The following is a 17,162-nucleotide window of genomic DNA, read 5'->3' as shown; positions in this document are numbered from 1 at the left end:
CCGGCGACGACCGCGAACCGAACGCTCAACCCGTGCCCGACAGCGTCCAGGTCCAGCGGGTAGGCGCGGTGTTGCTCCAGCGTGGCGGACACGTCGTCGCCGTCGAGGTCGACGTGTACCGACCACGAGGTGCCACGAGCGCGTTCCCCGACGACGGCGAGGCGCCAGCCGGCCGGCGAGTGGTAGGCGCGAACCCGGGTGGGCAGGACGCCGGAGGGGCCAGCGTCCTGCGCACTTCGGTGGCGCTCAACGCGGGGAAGAAGCTGCCGTGGTGGTCGGTGCCCGATTCGACGATCGCCGCGAATACCCGGGTCTCGCCCCGCAGGTAGGTGGCCAGGTCCACGACCGCATAGCCGCCGTCGACCAGCTCGGCGACGGCCGCGGCGCTGAGGTCCGGATGAAAACTCCGGGCCGGAGCGGGTTGCGGCTCGAGAATCAATGTGAAGCGAGCCGCCCCGCTACCCGGCACGACGTCGGCGTCGGCGTCAACGAGCCAGCTGCGTGACGGGGCCGCGATCGCCCCGTCGTCGTCCCAATACAGCCCCGCGAATCGGCGACTGGCCTGTGCGCCGCGCCGGTAGCTCACCAGCCGCTGTAATCGCATGCCGGGCATGGCCAGGTCCGCCACCTGGTCGGGCAGGACGTCGTGAGACCAGAACCAGTAACGCGGCGCGGAGCGGACGACGGGCACGGCGCGACAGTAACGCGGTGCTGGGTCCTCGGCGGCTCGCGCCTCAATGCGCGGCCGCCGATTCGGCTTGTGCGGCCGCGTCGGCGGCCGCCGCCCTCAGGCCCAGCGCCGCCAGGTCCTGCGACACCGCCCGCAGCGCCGAGGCGTCGTGGGCCGCGAGCGCCTGCGCGTGCGCGAGCGCGGCGCGGCCCACGACGCAGTCGATCTCGCCGCACAACCGGGTCAGCGGATCCACCGCGCGGGTGTCCCCGAGCCGGACGGCCTCGTGCCAGGCGCGCAGCGCGACGCCGCGCTGCCGGCCGCGCTCGGCCATCCGGGCCGCGTCGCGGGCCGCGGCGATGGCGCCGTGCCCATCGCGCGCCGCGGCCAACCGCCATGCCCGCGCCACGCCGAGTTCCGGGCCGAACAGCGCCGACTTGGTTCCGTGTCGAGATTCCGCCCTGCTCAACGCTTTCGCGGCCGCGGCAATCTTTCCCTGCTGGGCCAGCGCGGTGGCCAGCAGCATCAGCGACAGCGGCCCCCACGAGTACCCGGTGCGTTCCAATGTCGCGCTTGCCGGGCCGAGCAGCGTTGCGGCCCGGTCGAATTCACCGGCGGCGACCAGCACGTGGGCCAGCAGCACCTCACCGATCGCGCGGCCCGGCTGCTGCAGCTCGGCAAAATCGGTGAACTCCCGCGCGAGTTCGGCCGCCGTCTCGAGCCGACCGGCCATCACCAACGTGGTGGTCTGGCCGAGGCCGACGGTGAAGCGCAGCAGCCCGGGGTGCTCGGCGTGGGCCACGCGCTGCGCTAGCGACTCGACGTCGCCGAAGCGGCCCTGCCGCGCCGCGCACAGCGCGGCCGCGCTGGCCGCCCACGCCACCGCCTGATCGTCGGCGGCCGGCGACGCCAGCACCTCGCCCGCGAGGTCGACGGCATGCCCGAGGCTGCCCGCGTTCATCGCGAAGGTGGCGCTCAACGCGTCCAGCGTGATCCGCGGACCGGCATCCGCGACGCGATTGCGGATCGTCTGCAGAAACGCGGTCGCCCGCTCCGGCTCGCTGAGCATGAAGAACTGATTGGCCGCTCGCAGCAACGTCCAGGACATCAGCTCGGGTTCGGCGAGCCCCACGGGGTCGAGCGCGGCCAGCAGCGCCTCGGCCTCCCGGCCGCGGCCCCGCCACGCCAGGGTGTTGGCCAGCAACAGCCGCGCGGCCACGTCGCCCGACCGGTCGAACGCCGATCGGGCCAGCCGTTCCCCGAGGGCGAGGTCGCCGAGCCGCAGCGCTTGCGCGGCCGCGGCGACGACGTCGGCCACCGGTTGCGGGGCGTCGCTGTCGACCGCCAGGGAGGCCAGCCGCAGCCGGTCGCTGAGCCGCTCGGTGGGGTGCTGGGAGAGCCGGTTGACCAGCTCGGTGCGGCAGCGCCGGGCACCGTCGGCGCCCAGCGCGGCGCGGGCCCGCTCGGCGAACAACGGATGAGCGGTGTAGACCACCGCGCCGTCCGGGTCGTCGCCGCGCACGCGGGTCTCGACCGCACCCCAGTCCTGCGCCTCGGACACCGCGCCGTCGCCGGCCAGGATGATCAGATCGGTGACCGACAGCGGCTCCTGCACGCACAGATAGTTCAGCACCGCCCGCGCCGGCGCGGGTAACTCGGCGATGAACTCGTCGGCGTCCGCGGGCTTGGTGGCGTCGCCGGGTGCCTCGATGTCGAGGCGATCCAGCAGGCCGTCGGACCACAGCGCCGCGATCGCCTCGGGCGTCGCGGCTAGGTCCGAGCCGCGGGCGGTGACGATCATCCGCACGGTGCCGGCCAGCGCGAACTGGTAGATCAGCGTGGCCGACAGGATGTCCAGATCATGGGCGTCGTCGACCACCAGCAGCACGCGGCTCTGCGGATCGCGGGCCAGCGACGCCCGGGCGGCACGCAACAGCGCGGCTGGCTTGCCGATGTCGGCGATCTCGACCAGATGGCCAAAGGCGCCGAACGGGACCACGCGCTCGGTCGGGGTTCCGGTCACCCAGCGCACGATTGTGTCGGGGTAGCGCTGGCTGAAGTGTTCGGCGGCCAACCGCGCCAACGTGGACTTGCCGATGCCGTCGGGCCCGAGCACGATCGCACCCGGCCGGGCCGGGTCACCCAGCACCGCGTCGAGCTGGGCCAGGGCGGCCTCGTGCTGGGGGACGTTCCATCGAATCGGCATCAGCCAGATTTTATTGCCCAGCTTTTGTGCCCAACCCGGCGACGGCCGTCAGGGTTGGTCTACCTTTGGCGGATATGCCCGCGCAACGCGACTCCGTACGCACATGGGCGGTCTGCGTGTATTGCGCGTCCGGTCCCACCCACCCCGAATTGCTGGAACTGAGCAGCGAACTCGGCGAGGCGATAGCCGAGCGGGGCTGGACGCTGGTGTGGGGCGGCGGCCACGTGTCGGCGATGGGCGCGGTGTCGACGGCGGCGCGGGCGCGCGGCGGGCGGACCGTCGGCGTCATTCCGCAACAGTTGATGCGCCGCGAGATCGCCGACGCCGCGGCCGACGAGCTGATCGTCACCGACACCATGCGCGACCGGAAGCGGATCATGGAAGACCGCTCCGACGCGTTCATCGTGCTGCCCGGCGGCGTCGGCACCCTCGACGAGCTGTTCGAGGCGTGGACGACCGGCTACCTGGGCATGCACCACAAGCCCGTCGTGATGCTGGATCCCTGGGGACACTACGAAGGCCTGTGGCTCTGGCTGAACGGGCTGCTCGACAACGGGTACATCTCGCAGTTGGCGATGGACCGGCTGGTGCTGGTCGATAAGGTGAGTGCCGCGCTTGAGGCGTGCGCGCCGTGAAGTCGGGTGCGTAACCGGGAATCGAGGAATCACGTGTCCGATCACAACGGGGGAGCGCGCAAGGCGGTCGGTCTGACCGACATCGCGTCGGCGCTGCCGAGCGTGCTGACGGACCTGCCGACCATCGTGCGGGGAGCACTGACCGGGCTGGTGGCCCGTCCGAGTTCGCACAAGTCGATCGGTGCGGTCTTCCAGGACCGTGCCGCCCGCTTTGCCGACCGGGTCTTTCTGCGCTTCGGCGATCAGCAGCTGACCTACGGCGAAGCCAACGCGGCCGCCAACCGCTACGCCGCCGTCCTGGCCGCGCGTGGTGTCGGGCACGGCGACGTCGTCGCGATCATGCTGCGCAATTCGCCGCACACGGTGCTGGCCATGCTGGCCGCGGTCAAGTGCGGCGCCGTCGCCGGGATGCTGAACTACCACCAGCGTGGCGACGTGCTGGCCCACAGCCTCGGCCTGCTCAACGCCAAGGTGCTGGTCGCCGAGACCGACTTGGTCAGCGCCGTCACCGAGAGCGGCGCCCCGGCCGTCACCGCGACGCTGACCATCGAGGACCTGGACCGCTTCGCCGTCGGCGCGCCGGCCGCCAATCCCGCGTCGGTGTCGACGGTGCAGGCCCGCGACCCGGCGTTTTACATCTTCACCTCGGGCACCACCGGATACCCGAAGGCCAGCGTGATGACGCACCGGCGCTGGCTGGCCGCGCTGGCCGCGTTCGGGGGACTCGGTTTGCGGCTGAGGAGTTCCGACACGCTGTACAGCTGCCTGCCGCTGTACCACAACAACGCCCTGACGGTCGCGGTGTCGTCGGTGATCAACTCCGGCGCGACGCTGGCCCTGGGCAAGTCGTTCTCGGCCTCCCGGTTCTGGGACGAGGTGATCGCCGGCGAGGCCACGGCGTTCATCTACATCGGGGAGATCTGCCGGTATCTGCTCAACCAGCCGGTCAAGCCCACCGACCGCGGGCACAAGGTCCGGCTGGTCGCGGGCAACGGCCTGCGCCCGGAGATCTGGGACGACTTCACCGACCGGTTCGGCATCGCGCGGGTGTGCGAGTTCTACGCCTCCAGCGAGGGCAATGCCGCCTTCATCAACATCTTCAACGTGCCGCGGACCACCGGCGTCTCGCCGACGCCGCTGGCCTACGTGCAGTACGACCCGGACACCGGCGCCCCGCTGCGCGACGACGACGGCCGCGTGGTCCGGGTGCCCGCCGGCCAACCCGGCCTGCTGCTCAGCCCGGTCAACCGGCTGCAGCCGTTCGACGGTTACACCGACCGGGAGTCCAGCGAAAAGAAGTTGGTGCGCAACGCCTTTCGTGAGGGTGACTGCTGGTTCAACTCCGGCGACGTGATGAGTCCGCAGGGCATGGGACACGCCGCGTTCGTCGACCGGCTCGGCGACACCTTCCGCTGGAAGGGCGAGAACGTCGCGACCACGCAGGTCGAGGCGGCGCTGGCGTCGAACAAGTCCGTCGAGGAGTGCACGGTCTTCGGCGTCGAGATCCCGGACACCGGCGGCCGCGCCGGGATGGCCGCGGTCAAGCTGCGCGACGGCGCCGAGTTCGACGGCAAGTCGCTGGCCCGCTCGGTGTACGACGAGCTGCCCTCCTACGCGCTGCCGCTGTTCGTGCGGGTGGTGGAGTCGCTGGAGCACACCACGACCTTCAAGAGCCGCAAGGTCGAGCTGCGCGAACAGGCCTACGGCCCCGGCGTGGCCGATCCGCTCTACGTCCTGGCCGGCCGCGATGAGGGCTACGTGCCCTACTACGACGAGTATCCGCAAGAAGTTGCGGGCGGTAAGCGACCGCAGGGCTGAGCCGGTTACGGAACGCTGTTCCACCCCTGCTCGGGTCCATCGCCGTTGCAAGGGCGTGTAGACACGAGAGTCCCGGGACCGGGGCCGCCGAGGACGGTGAGGCAGCCCGTAAGTAAGCAGCCCGTAAGTAAATTGACTCGTGACCCAGCCGTTGGGCTGGATGGTCCAGCTGGTCCCGAGCGGATCCCAACAGACGTCCAGGCAGACATCGCCGAATCGGCTTTTCAACCGCACCGGGCTATCGGCGCTCGCCACACCAGCGCCGAGCACCGCGACTCCGAACACTGCACCGACTACGCCAAGGGCCCGGCAGGGATGGCCCGTCAACCAGGTCGGTCCGACCGGATCCCAAGTTCCTCCGGCGACCAGGCACCATGGACGGGTGCAGTCAAATCTGTGCGGCCGGCCGGTCGCAGCCGATCGCGCGCTGATCATGGCGATCATCAATCGCACGCCGGACTCGTTCTACGACAAGGGTGCGCACTTCGCCGACGAAGCCGCCCAGGCCGCGGTTCATCGGGCCGTCGCGCACGGGGCCGACGTCATCGACGTGGGCGGGGTGAAGGCGGGGCCGGGACAGGACGTCGACCCGCAGACCGAGATCGCCCGTCTGGTGCCGTTCATCGAATGGCTGCGTGACGCCTACCCGGACCAGCTGATCAGCGCCGACACCTGGCGCGCCGAGGTCGCCAAGGTCGCCTGCGCGGCGGGCGCGGACCTGATCAACGACACCTGGGGCGGCGTCGACCCCGCGCTGCCCGAGGTGGCCGCCGAATTCGGTGCCGGCCTGGTGTGCTCGCACACCGGCGGCGCCCGGCCGCGCACCCGGCCCTTCCGAATCAGCTACGGAACCAGCACCCGCGGAGTCGTCGACGACGTGATCCGCCAGGTCACCGCCGCCGCCGAGCGCGCGGTCGTCGCGGGCGTCGCCCGCGACCGGGTGCTGATCGACCCGACCCACGACTTCGGCAAGAACACCTTTCACGGGCTGCTGCTGTTGCGTCACGTGGCCGACCTTGTTAAGACCGGGTGGCCGGTGCTGATGGCTTTGAGCAACAAGGACTTCGTCGGGGAGACTCTGGGTGTGGAACTGACCGAACGGCTCGAGGGAACACTTGCCGCCACCGCGCTGGCGGCCGCCGCCGGGGTACGGATTTTCCGGGTGCACGAGGTCGCGGCCACCCGGCGGGTTTTGGAGATGGTGGCCTCGATCCAGGGCACGCGCCCGCCGACGCGCACCGTGCGGGGGCTCGCATGACCGCATCGGATCTGGTCGCCCGCGATCTCGCCAGCGGCGCCATCGCCGCCCGCCCCGGGGACGTGTGGCTGGCCGACGACCGGCGGACCCGTCCGGGCTGGACCATCGCCGAACTGGAAGCCGCGAAGGCGGGGCGGACCATCTCGGTGGTGCTGCCGGCCCTCGACGAGGAAGACACCATCGCCTCGGTGATCGAAAGCATCTCGCCGCTGGTCGACGGCCTGGTCGACGAGCTGATCGTGTTGGACTCCGGGTCCACCGACGACACCGAGATCCGCGCCGTCGCGGCCGGTGCCCGCGTGATCAGCCGCGAGCAGGCCTTGCCCGAGGTGCCGATCCGGCCCGGCAAGGGGGAGGCGTTGTGGCGCTCGCTCGCGGCCGCCCGCGGCGACATCGTGGTGTTCGTCGATTCCGACCTGATCGACCCGCACCCGATGTTCGTGCCGTGGCTGGTCGGCCCGCTGCTCACCGGCGACGGCATTCACCTGGTCAAGAGCTTCTACCGGCGGCCGCTGCGGGGCAGCGAGCTCAGCGACGTCGGGGATGTCGGCGGCGACGTCAGTGCCACCGGCGGTGGCCGGGTCACCGAGCTGGTGGCCCGGCCGTTACTCTCGGCGCTGCGGCCCGAACTCGGCTGCGTGGTACAGCCCCTGGGCGGCGAGTACGCGGCCAGCCGGGAATTGCTGAGGTCGCTGCCGTTCGCGCCGGGCTACGGCGTGGAGATCGGCCTGCTGGTCGACATCTTCGACCGGCTGGGTCTGGACGCGATCGCCCAGGTCAACCTCGGGGTGCGGGCGCACCGCAACCGGCCGCTCGCCGAGCTGGGCGTGATGAGCCGCCAGGTCATCGCCACCTTGCTGTCGCGCTGCGGCATCCCCGACTCCGGGGTGGGGTTGACGCAGTTCGTGCCCGCCGGCCCCGGCGATTCGGGCTACACCCAACGCACCTCGCTGGTGTCGCTGGTGGACCGGCCGCCGATGAACGTCATCCAGCCGCTATAGGGCCCACGCTCAGCTGAACCGTCGCTGCCTTAGGGCAAGATGGCGGCGTGGCTCTGGTGTTGCTGTACCTGGTCGTACTGGTCCTCGTCGCGATCGTGCTGTTCGGCGCGGCAAGCCTGCTGTTCGGTCGCGGCGAGCAGTTGCCGCCTCTGCCCCGGGGGACGACCGCGACCGTGTTGCCCGCCTACGGAGTCACCGGAACCGACGTCGACGCGGTGAAGTTCACCCAGGTGCTGCGCGGCTACAAGACCAGCGAGGTGGACTGGGTGCTGGACCGGCTGGCCCGCGAGCTCGAGGCGCTGCGCGGCCAGCTGGCCGCGGTCCAGGGCCCGCCCGAAGACCAGGCCGGCAGCAATCCGGTGGAACTCGACGACAGCCAGGACCGTCAGGATTCAGTGTGAGCGACGACGATCGGGTGCGCTGCAGCTGGGCCAATCTTCGGCCCGGCCCCGATTTCGACCTGTACCGCAACTACCACGACCAGGAGTGGGGCCGCCCGCTGCGCGGCGGGGTGGCGCTGTTCGAGCGGATGAGCCTGGAGGCCTTCCAGAGCGGGCTGTCCTGGCTGACGATCTTGCGCAAGCGGGAGAATTTCCGGCGGGCCTTCGACGGGTTCGACGCGGAGAAGATCGCCCGGTACACCGACGCCGACGTGGCACGGCTGATGGCGGACGCGGGGATCGTCCGCAACCGGGCCAAGATCGACGCGACGATCGCCAACGCGCGCGCGGTCGCCGAGCTCGGGTCGTCCGAAGACCTGTCCGACCTGCTGTGGTCGTTCGCGCCGCCGCCGCGGCCGCGGCCCGCCGAGACGTCCGAAATCCCTGCGGCCACCGCCGAATCGAAGGCGATGGCGGCCGAGCTCAAGCGCCGTGGCTTCCGATTCGTTGGGCCCACCACCGCCTATGCGCTGATGCAGGCGACCGGGATGGTCGACGACCACATCGCCGCCTGCTGGGTTCCGTCGGGGGCCGGTTGAGGCGCACCGAGGCCCCGATGGCCGGGTCTTGTGCATTTGGCCAGCCGGATAGGGAACAATAGAGGGGTGATTTGGCAGTTCAACGTCGGGTATGGCTGGACATTCACTGACGGGCCGTGCCCGGCCCCGACCACGTCCGCGGCGGCGGGTCAGCTCGAATCTGGAGGGAGCACTCGATGGCGGCGATGAAGCCCCGGACCGGAGACGGTCCTCTGGAAGCAACCAAGGAGGGGCGCGGCATCGTAATGCGAGTACCACTCGAGGGTGGTGGTCGCCTTGTCGTCGAGTTGACGCCCGACGAAGCCGCGGCCCTGGGCGACGAACTCAAGGGCGTCACGAGCTGAGCAAATCGTGAAGGTCGCGAGCCAGCGTCGGCTACGCGGACACCTTCCGGTAGATGTCCAGCGTCTGTTCGGCGACCTGGGCCCAGGAGAATTCGTCGATGCAGCGCTGGCGCCCGGCGCGGCCGTAGCGCTCCGCCTTTTCCGGGTCGGCCACCAGCGCATTGACCGCCGCGGCCAACCTTTTCTGATAGCCGACCGGCTCGGTGGCCTCGTAATGCACCAGCGAGCCGGTGATCCCGTCGGCGACCACCTCGGGGATGCCGCCGACGTCGGAGGCCACCACCGCCGTCGCGCAGGCCATCGCCTCCAAGTTCACAATGCCCAACGGCTCGTACACCGACGGGCACACGAAAACCATTGCCGCCGAGAGTATTTCTCGTAGCTCCGCGATCGGCAGCATCTCCCGGACCCAGAACACGCCCGTGCGGGCGCGAGCCAGTTCGGCCACCGCCGCCCGTGTCTCTTCGCCGATCTCCGGGGTGTCGGGCGCGCCGGCGCACAGCACTACCTGGACGTCCGGGCTGAAGTGATGCGCGGCGGCCACCAGGTGGGCGACGCCTTTCTGCCGGGTGATACGCCCGACGAACGCCACGATCGGTCGGTCGGGATCGACGCCGAGCTCGCTCAGCATGGACCCGCCGGGCACCGGCCCGGCCGGGTACCAGACGTCGGTGTCGACTCCGTTGCGGATGACATGCACGGCGCTGGGGTCCAGCGTGGGGTAGACCCGCAGCACGTCCTCGCGCATCCCGGAGCTGACCGCGATCACGGCGTCGGCGGCCAGCACCGCGTTGCGCTCCACCCACGCCGACACCCGGTAGCCGCCGCCGAGTTGCTCGGCCTTCCACGGCCGTAGCGGTTCCAGCGAGTGCGCCGTCAGCACGTGCGGAATGCCATAGAGCATCGCGGCCAGATGCCCGGCCAGGCCGGTGTACCAGGTGTGCGAATGCACGACCGTCGCCCCCTCGGTCGCATTGGCCATCACCAGGTCGGTCGACAGAGTGGACAGCGCGGCGTTGGCGTCCTCGACGCGCGGGTCGGGTTGATACGCGAACGCACCCGGGCGCGGCGCGCCCATGCAATGCACGTCGACCGCACACAATCGGCGCAGCTGGGCCACGAGTTCGGTGACGTGTACTCCGGCCCCGCCATAGACATCCGGTGGATACTCCCGCGTCATCATCGCCACCCGCATACCCGCACCGTAGTTGTCGGCGGCCCGGCGCGCGCGGCGGGCCCGGGCATTTCGTCACGGCGCCCGGCGTGTCGAAATCGGCCAAATACCTTGACGGACAGCCCGTCAACGCACGCCGGGCCGGCGGCCAATCCGCTGTTCCCCCTGGCAGCGGTTGGCGGCGGCCGTTAGGTTTGACGCCATGAGGGAAGCGCCACACGTGCTGGGCATCGTCCTGGCCGGCGGTGAGGGCAAGCGGCTGTATCCGCTGACGGCGGACCGGGCCAAGCCCGCGGTTCCGTTCGGCGGCGCCTATCGGCTGATCGATTTCGTGCTGTCCAACCTCGTCAACGCCCGTTTCCTGCGAATCTGCGTTCTCACACAATACAAGTCGCATTCACTTGACCGTCACATCTCGCAGAATTGGCGGTTGTCCGGTCTGGCCGGCGAGTACATCACCCCGGTCCCGGCGCAGCAGCGGCTCGGCCCGCGCTGGTACACGGGGTCGGCCGACGCGATCTACCAGTCGCTGAACCTGATCTACGACGAAGACCCCGACTACATAGTCGTTTTCGGCGCCGACCACGTGTACCGGATGGACCCCGAACAGATGGTCCAATTCCACATCGACAGCGGGGCCGGCGCGACCGTGGCAGGCATCCGGGTCCCGCGCAGCGAGGCCAGCGCGTTCGGCTGCATCGATGCCGACGAGTCCGGTCGGATCAGAAACTTCTTGGAGAAGCCGCTCGAGCCGCCCGGGACGCCGGACGACCCGGACACCTCGTTCGTGTCGATGGGCAACTACATCTTCACCACCAAGGTGCTCATCGACGCGATCCGCGCCGACGCCGACGACGATCACTCGGACCACGACATGGGCGGCGACATCATCCCGCGGTTGGTCGGCGACGGGATCGCCGCGGTCTACGACTTCTCCGACAACGAGGTGCCCGGCGCCACCGACCGCGACCGCGCCTACTGGCGCGACGTGGGAACCCTGGACGCCTTCTACGACGCGCACATGGACCTGGTGTCGGTGCATCCGGTGTTCAACCTGTACAACCGGCGCTGGCCGATTCGCGGTGCGACCGAGAACCTGGCGCCGGCGAAATTTGTCAACGGCGGCTCCGCGCAGGAGTCGGTCGTGGGAGCTGGCAGCATCATCTCGGCCGCCTCGGTCCGCAACTCGGTGCTGTCCTCGAACGTCGTGGTGGACGACGGGGCGATCGTGGAGGGCAGCGTGATCATGCCGGGCACGCGGGTCGGCCGCGGCGCGGTGGTGCGGCACGCGATCCTGGACAAGAACGTCGTCATCGGGCCCGGCGAGATGGTCGGAGTTGACCTGGAGAAAGACCGGGAACGCTTCGCGATCAGCTCCGGCGGCGTGGTCGCGGTCGGCAAGGGCGTCTGGGTTTAGCCGTTCCGCTGTGCGGGGATCTCGGGGACCAGCAGCTGGGCGTCGTGGCCCGGGCCCCAGCGCAGCGTGACGCGGCCGCGCTCGGAGCTGGCGTAGGACACGGGAAAGTGGCCGGTCAGCGGGTTGCGCGGGGACAGCCAGCGCCCGGCGACCACGAGCCGCAGTTGCTCGCCAGCGCGAAACAGCGTCGCCGACGGGCCCAGCGCAACGTCGACGGCCACCACCTCGCCGGCGGACACCGGCTGCGGCTGCGTGCAAGTCGGGACCGGCTCCCAGCGTCGCGACACTTCGGGGTCCAGCGCGCGCAGAGCGACCCGCTGCCAGCCGGCGGTCACCCGGTCGCGGCTGTAACCGTAGGACCCCTCGAATTCGACGAATTCTCCGTCCCGCCACTTCTCGACGCCGACGAACAGGTTCGCGTCCTCGATGCCGTCGAGCTCGACCCACAATCGCGCCGCCATCGGTCCGGTCAGCTCGACATCGGCGGGGGCCGTCCACGTGAATGCCGCCGCACGAGAACGGGTTCGGAAGGTGATGTGGCCCGCGGTGGTCGGCATCTCGGGCGCCAGGACTCCGGAACCGGCGAGATACAAAGGCCGCCAATGCGTGCGGGCCAGCGGCCACTCGGCTTCCTCGCGCACGGCCGTGACGGTGTCGCGGTCCTCGCGCACCTCCAGCCGCACACTGCGCGAAGCCGGCGCGCCGTCCAGCACGGCGCGAAAGAACGTCAGCTGCTCGGCCCGGGCGGCCTCGGAGTAGAAGGTGGTCCACTTGCCGCCGCGGTGGGTGTACAGCCGGGTGTGCGTGGACCCGACCCGGGTGAATGCCCGCATCGATCCCCGGCTGTGCAGGTTGTTGTCCGAGAAGCTGCCGCAGACCAGCATGGGCACGGTGATCGCTGACAGGTCGGGAGTGACCGAGCGCCAGAAGTCGTCGCGTAGCGGGTGCTCGTCCTGCATGCGCGCCAAGTCGTAGGTCTGCCGGGTGGCGCGACTCAGGCTGCCCGACCACAGCCGGGAGAAACCGGTCTCGCGTACGCCGCCGGGGAACATCAGGTCGCGGTAGGCGTCGGTGAACCCTTCCCACGGGCAGATGGCGCGCAACGCCGGCGGTTGCTCGGCTGCGGCGGCGTATTGGCTCATCGCCAGGTAGGACACGCCGAGCATGACGACATTGCCGTCACACCAGGGCTGTTCGGCGATCCACTGCACCAGGTCGTAGGTGTCCCGCGCCTCCTGCTGTGATAGCAGCTTGCCGGCGCCCTCGGAGTGGCCGCAGCCGCGCGAGTCGGCGTTGACCACGACGAAACCCTGGGGCACCCACCAGGCCGGGTCGGGGGCCTCCCACCCGGTCAGGGCGGAGAAGGTGACCGGTGTGGGTTGGCGCAACGCGCGGTAGCGGATCGAGAATGTCGACCTCTTGCCCTGCCAAGCCGGCAGATTGTCCTTGCGGTAGGGATGGATGCTGACAATGACGGGCCTGGCGTTGTCTCCGTTTCGAAAGACGTTGATCCGCAATACCGTCGCATCGCGGGTTGGCACTTCGACGTCGCGGTCGATGACGATGTCGGTCGGCGCCTCGGTAACCGTGATGGGCGGGCGGGCGAAACCGCGAATCCGCTGCACCGCGTACCGCAGGGCGCCGGGGCGACGCCAGGGCGCATCCAGGGCGGGCGGCTTGTGTCGCGCCACGCCCAACACCCTAGAGCCCGCTCGTCGCTACCACGCGTACGGCAGCAGTCGATAGCGCACTCGTTGCGCGTATTCGCGGTATCCGGGCAGTTCGGAAGTGAGCAGTTCTTCCTCGTCCAGAATGCGCAGTACCAGCGCCACGGCGCCCGGGATGACGAAGATCAGCCCCCAGTACGAGCCGAGGGCCAGAGGCATCCCGACCATCATGACCACGTCCCCGGCATACATCGGATGCCGCACGAATCCGTAGAGGCCGTCGGTGGTCAACGTCTGGCCTGCTTCCACGGTGATGGTGGCTGCGGCATAACCGTTTTGGACGATCACAAGCTGGGCGACGCCCAGCCCGACCACCACCAGCGCATCGCCGAGGACGCAAACCCATGCGGGCACCGGCGACCAGGCGAACCGATGGTCGAGCGCGCTGAACGCCATCGTCGCGACCATGCTGAAAAACGATGCGACGATGATGATCTTCTGGGCCGGTCGGGTCTCCGCGCGCGGCCCGGCGTGGATACGTCGCCGCAGCGCGGCGGGGTTGGTCCGGGCCAGATAAATGCTGGGGAGCAGCGTGGCCGCCGTGAACACGGCGAGGAAAACCCAAGCCTGCCAATAGTTCAGGGTTCGGGCGGGTGCGAACAAGATCACCGCCATGGTGGCCGTCCCCAGCACCGACGACGCCGCGATGCGGATCCCGGTGTTCATGGCGGCTAACCACGCAGGTCGCGTCGACGAAACGCCACGACCCCGATAACGATCAACGCCGCGTCGATGGCCAGCAGCCACAGCAACGGCACGGCCGTGAAGTCACTCCCGGCCCGCGGCAGATTCCCGAACGGTTCGAGATCGAGCAGCCACTGCGGGAAGTCCGCCAGGGAACCGATCAGGTACACCGAGACGAAGCCGACCAGCACGCCCCATGTCACCGGCGTGAATCGCGATGTGAGACCGAACAATCCGACGGTGATCGCCGACGACAGCCAGACGGCGGGCAATTGTATCGCCGCGCTCGCGGCGACGAACCCGAGCTTGCCGGGCACGTCGCCGGCCGCCATGCCGTAGACGAACCCGCCCGCGACGCCGGCCAGCAGCACCGCCACCGCGGAACCGAGCAGCGCGCTCACCACATGGCTTGCCAGCCAACGGGTTCGCGAAACGGCACCGGCCAGCGCCGTCTCGGCGCGCCGGGCGGACTCCTCCTGGTGCAGCCGCAGGGTGAGCGAGGTGGCCAAGGCGGCCGCCACCATGCCCATCATCGTGAAGGCGACCGTGATGAACGCCTCCTCCACAGCGCCGGTGCCGCCCATCCGCGCGACGATGTCACGCGCCGCGCCGTCGCCCAACTCGTCGCTGACGCCGTGCGCCACGCTGCCCATCAGCAGGCCGAACAGGGTCAGGCCGACGGTCCACAGCAGCAGGGTGGCGCGGTCCAACCGCCACGTCAGCCCGAAGACGCCGCGCAGCGCCGCGGCCGCGCGGCCGGGGCCGGCGCGTTCGGCGACCAGCCCCGCGCCGACGTCGCGGCGGGCCAGGAGTCCGTAGGCCGTCGCGGTGAGGACGGCCGCGGTGATCACGTGCAGCAGCAGCACCCACCAGTGATCGCCGGCGTACGGCCGGACCTTCAGGGACCACCCCAACGGCGAGAGCCAGGTCAGCCCGCCGGAGCCGGCATCGCCGATGGCGCGCACCGTGAATGCGGTTGCCAGGGCGGCGAACGCGGCGCCGCGCGACGAGCGCGAGCTGGGTGAGAGCTGGGCGGCCACCGCGGCGACGGCGGTGAACACGACGCCGGAGCCGGCCAACGCGGCCCCGAAGGCCAGCGATCCGCGGGCGGGGACGCTGGTGTTGAGCAATCCCGCCGCGCCGATGGCGCCGGTGGCCACAGCGGCCCCGCACGACAGGATGAGTGCCGCGGACAGGCTCGCGTAGCGTCCGACCGCCGTCGAGTCCATCAGCTCGGTGCGTCCGGCTTCCTCGTCGGCTCGGGTGTGCCGGATCACCGTGAGGATGACGGCGACGGCGATCAACACGTGAAACATGCCGGCCTTCCACATGCCGACCGCCCCCAGGCTGTCGTTGTAGACCTGCCCGTAGAGCGCGCGCTGGGCGGGGCTGGCCATGATGGAGGCGGCGAACCCGGCGCGGGCGGCCTGGGTGGGGTAGACCTTGTCCACGCTGCCGACGTAGACGGTGGCCAGCGGGAGCGACAGCAGCAGCACCCACAGCGGCAGTGACACGCGGTCGCGGCGCAGATACAGGCGCAGCATTCCGATTGTTCCGGCGAAGTTCGAACTGCGGTGTGGCCCATGGCTTGCCGGGGTGCCGGGCCGTTGCAGTGTTGCGGTGCTCATCACGCCGATGCCCTGGTGTCGCTGCGCCCAGTGTCGTAGTGGCGCAGGAAGAGCTCTTCGAGTGTCGGCGGCTGACTGACTAGGCTGCGCACCCCCGCGTCGCCGAGCACCCGGATGAGTTCCCCGAGGCTATCGCCGTCGACCTGGGCGCGCAGCGTGTTGCCGTCGACGCTGATATCCTCGACACCTCTGATCTGGCTGAGATCGCCTGGATCGCCGATCATTTCGGCCTTGATCGACGTGCGGCTGAGGTGACGCATCGAGTCCAGCGACCCGCTTTCGACCGTCTTGCCGGCCCGGATGATGGTCACTCTTTCGCACAGGGCCTCGGTCTCGGCCAGGATGTGACTGGACAGCAGGACGGTCACGCCGCGGTCGCGTGCCTCGGCCACACACTGCTGAAAGATGTTCTCCATCAACGGGTCCAGGCCGCTGCTGGGCTCATCCAGCAGCAGCAGCCCAGCCCGCGAGGAGAAGGCGGAGATCAGGGAGACCTTCTGCCGGTTGCCCTTTGAGTAAGTGCGGGTCTTCTTGTGCGGGTCGAGGTCGAAGCGCTCGATCAGCTCCACACGGCGTCGGTAGTCGACGCCGCCGCGCATCCGGGCCAGCAGATCGATGGTCTCGCCACCGGTCAGCGACGGCCACAGCGTGACGTCGCCTGGCACGTAAGCGATCTGGCGGTGCAGTTCGACGGAGTCCGTCCACGGGTCGCCGCCGAGCAGTCGGACGCTCCCGCTGTCGGCCTTGACCAGGCCCAGCAGGATCCGGATCGTGGTCGACTTCCCGGCGCCGTTCGGGCCCAGGAATCCGTGCACTTCGCCGGCGCGCACCGTCAGGTCGAGGCCGTCCAGGGCCCGCACGGCGCCGAAGTTCTTGACCAGGCCGTGGATCTCGATGGGCGCGGTCTGGGTGGAGTTGTCAATTGCCATGCGATTCTCCTTGATCATTGGCGGCCAGGAAAGCGTCGTACATCGTCCGGTCCGTCATCAATCCCTCGGTGTAGATCTCGAGGGCGGGCAACACCATGTCGCGGGCGTAGTCGCGCAGGACCGTCCGCAAATCCGTTGGGGTATGGTGCATTTGGATGTACAGCAGCAGGCCGCCGCCGCCGGTGATGCCCAGATACCTGGCCCTGGCCTGGGGATCGCGGCTGGGCTTGATCGTCCCGGCGCGCACGCCCTCTTCCAGGTACGCGTAGGCGTTGTCGATCATCCTGCGCCACAGCATGTTTGCCAGCTCGCCGCCCGCCTGCATGCTGCGTACCAGGTAGGCCATCAGCGGCGCGTAGGCCTCGATCTCGGCGAGCTGCGCGAACCAGGTGGCCGGGTCTTTGGACCGCATCGCCTCGGACTTGCTGCTGTAGATCTCTTCGGCGATGTAGTCCTCGCAGGCCTTGCGCAGCCCTTCCTTGGAGCCGAAGTGGTGAATGACCAGCGCCGGGCTTACACCCGCCGCCTTGGCGATGGTGCGCAGCCCGACCCCGAAGCCGTGCTCACCGAACTGTCTGATCGCCGAATCGCGGATCCGGGCGGCGGCAGTCAGGTCGGCTGAACGCATGTTTAGTACGCTAAACGGATGTTCAGTCCGGCGTCAAGGCGGATCCGCGCAACGAATTCGAAAA

General features: G+C 69.7%; 16 protein-coding genes and 1 pseudogene. 8 read left to right on the top strand and 9 right to left on the bottom strand.

All coding sequences use genetic code 11. The features are described 5' to 3' along the window. Nucleotides 1–25 precede the first annotated feature (25 nt). Together MSG_RS18895 and MSG_RS18890 are read right to left on the bottom strand one after the other, a co-directional pair. Nucleotides 26–691: a hypothetical protein gene (locus tag MSG_RS18895; RefSeq protein WP_096441973.1), complete on the bottom strand. Its 666-nt coding sequence runs from the start codon at nt 689–691 to the stop codon at nt 26–28. Between the two features lie 43 nt (nt 692–734). Continuing rightward, the gene (locus tag MSG_RS18890; protein ID WP_170063169.1) at nt 735–2,876 is read right to left on the bottom strand and encodes an AAA family ATPase; all 2,142 of its coding nucleotides are present in this window, start codon (nt 2,874–2,876) and stop codon (nt 735–737) included. Between the two features lie 74 nt (nt 2,877–2,950). Here MSG_RS18890 and MSG_RS18885 point away from each other — a divergent pair, with 74 nt between their 5' ends. Continuing rightward, nucleotides 2,951–3,511 (top strand): TIGR00730 family Rossman fold protein, encoded by a 561-nt coding sequence (locus MSG_RS18885; RefSeq protein ID WP_096441971.1) that lies wholly within the window; start codon nt 2,951–2,953, stop codon nt 3,509–3,511. A gap of 33 nt (nt 3,512–3,544) precedes the next feature. Then, on the top strand, nt 3,545–5,329 hold the full coding sequence (fadD6, locus tag MSG_RS18880) for a long-chain-acyl-CoA synthetase FadD6 (RefSeq protein WP_096441969.1): 1,785 nt from the start codon (nt 3,545–3,547) through the stop codon (nt 5,327–5,329). A gap of 5 nt (nt 5,330–5,334) precedes the next feature. Here fadD6 and MSG_RS26030 read toward each other — a convergent pair. Next, nucleotides 5,335–5,698 (bottom strand): annotated as a pseudogene (locus MSG_RS26030) (hypothetical protein). 13 nt (nt 5,699–5,711) lie between these two features. On the opposite strand from MSG_RS26030, the gene folP reads away from it, so the two are divergent. From folP to MSG_RS18850, 5 genes are all read left to right on the top strand, one after another. Further along, nucleotides 5,712–6,587, top strand: coding sequence for a dihydropteroate synthase (folP, locus tag MSG_RS18870; protein WP_096441967.1), 876 nt, complete (start codon nt 5,712–5,714; stop codon nt 6,585–6,587). Then, entirely contained in the window at nt 6,584–7,588 is a 1,005-nt protein-coding gene (locus tag MSG_RS18865) for a glucosyl-3-phosphoglycerate synthase (RefSeq protein ID WP_096441965.1), read from the top strand. The genes folP and MSG_RS18865 overlap by 4 nt, the downstream gene beginning before the upstream one ends. Nucleotides 7,589–7,635: 47 nt before the next feature. Further along, nucleotides 7,636–7,989: a DivIVA domain-containing protein gene (locus MSG_RS18860; protein ID WP_096441963.1), complete on the top strand. Its 354-nt coding sequence runs from the start codon at nt 7,636–7,638 to the stop codon at nt 7,987–7,989. After that, the gene (locus MSG_RS18855; protein WP_096441961.1) at nt 7,986–8,567 is read left to right on the top strand and encodes a DNA-3-methyladenine glycosylase I; all 582 of its coding nucleotides are present in this window, start codon (nt 7,986–7,988) and stop codon (nt 8,565–8,567) included. The genes MSG_RS18860 and MSG_RS18855 overlap by 4 nt, the downstream gene beginning before the upstream one ends. Nucleotides 8,568–8,743: 176 nt before the next feature. Beyond that, entirely contained in the window at nt 8,744–8,911 is a 168-nt protein-coding gene (locus MSG_RS18850) for a DUF3117 domain-containing protein (protein ID WP_003406247.1), read from the top strand. A 31-nt stretch (nt 8,912–8,942) separates the two neighbouring features. On the opposite strand, the gene glgA is transcribed toward MSG_RS18850, so the two are convergent. After that, nucleotides 8,943–10,106, bottom strand: coding sequence for a glycogen synthase (glgA, locus tag MSG_RS18845; protein ID WP_096441959.1), 1,164 nt, complete (start codon nt 10,104–10,106; stop codon nt 8,943–8,945). 181 nt (nt 10,107–10,287) lie between these two features. Between glgA and glgC the strand changes: the two genes are divergently transcribed. Further along, nucleotides 10,288–11,502 carry a glucose-1-phosphate adenylyltransferase gene (gene glgC / locus MSG_RS18840; protein ID WP_096441957.1) on the top strand — a complete coding sequence of 405 codons (1,215 nt, stop codon included), beginning with the start codon at nt 10,288–10,290 and terminating at the stop codon, nt 11,500–11,502. Here glgC and MSG_RS18835 read toward each other — a convergent pair. The 5 genes from MSG_RS18835 to MSG_RS18815 are packed head-to-tail and all read right to left on the bottom strand — an operon-like array spanning nt 11,499 to nt 17,098. Continuing rightward, complete coding sequence (locus MSG_RS18835; RefSeq protein WP_096441955.1) at nt 11,499–13,193, bottom strand: CocE/NonD family hydrolase; 1,695 nt, start codon at nt 13,191–13,193, stop codon at nt 11,499–11,501. The two genes, glgC and MSG_RS18835, sit on opposite strands and share 4 nt — an antisense overlap. Before the next feature lie 27 nt (nt 13,194–13,220). After that, nucleotides 13,221–13,895, bottom strand: coding sequence for a methyltransferase family protein (locus MSG_RS18830; protein ID WP_096441953.1), 675 nt, complete (start codon nt 13,893–13,895; stop codon nt 13,221–13,223). A 5-nt stretch (nt 13,896–13,900) separates the two neighbouring features. Continuing rightward, nucleotides 13,901–15,541: an ABC transporter permease gene (locus MSG_RS18825; RefSeq protein ID WP_181159206.1), complete on the bottom strand. Its 1,641-nt coding sequence runs from the start codon at nt 15,539–15,541 to the stop codon at nt 13,901–13,903. Further along, nucleotides 15,541–16,470, bottom strand: a complete 930-nt coding sequence (locus MSG_RS18820) for an ABC transporter ATP-binding protein (RefSeq protein WP_096441949.1) — start codon at nt 16,468–16,470, stop codon at nt 15,541–15,543. The genes MSG_RS18825 and MSG_RS18820 overlap by 1 nt, the downstream gene beginning before the upstream one ends. Next, nucleotides 16,460–17,098 carry a TetR/AcrR family transcriptional regulator gene (locus tag MSG_RS18815; protein WP_096441947.1) on the bottom strand — a complete coding sequence of 213 codons (639 nt, stop codon included), beginning with the start codon at nt 17,096–17,098 and terminating at the stop codon, nt 16,460–16,462. Before MSG_RS18815 ends, MSG_RS18820 begins: the two co-directional genes overlap by 11 nt. Nucleotides 17,099–17,162 lie beyond the last annotated feature (64 nt).

This window comes from Mycobacterium shigaense, assembly GCF_002356315.1.
GTDB lineage: Bacteria > Actinomycetota > Actinomycetes > Mycobacteriales > Mycobacteriaceae > Mycobacterium > Mycobacterium shigaense.
This window is presented reverse-complemented; position numbering and strand designations above follow the sequence as displayed.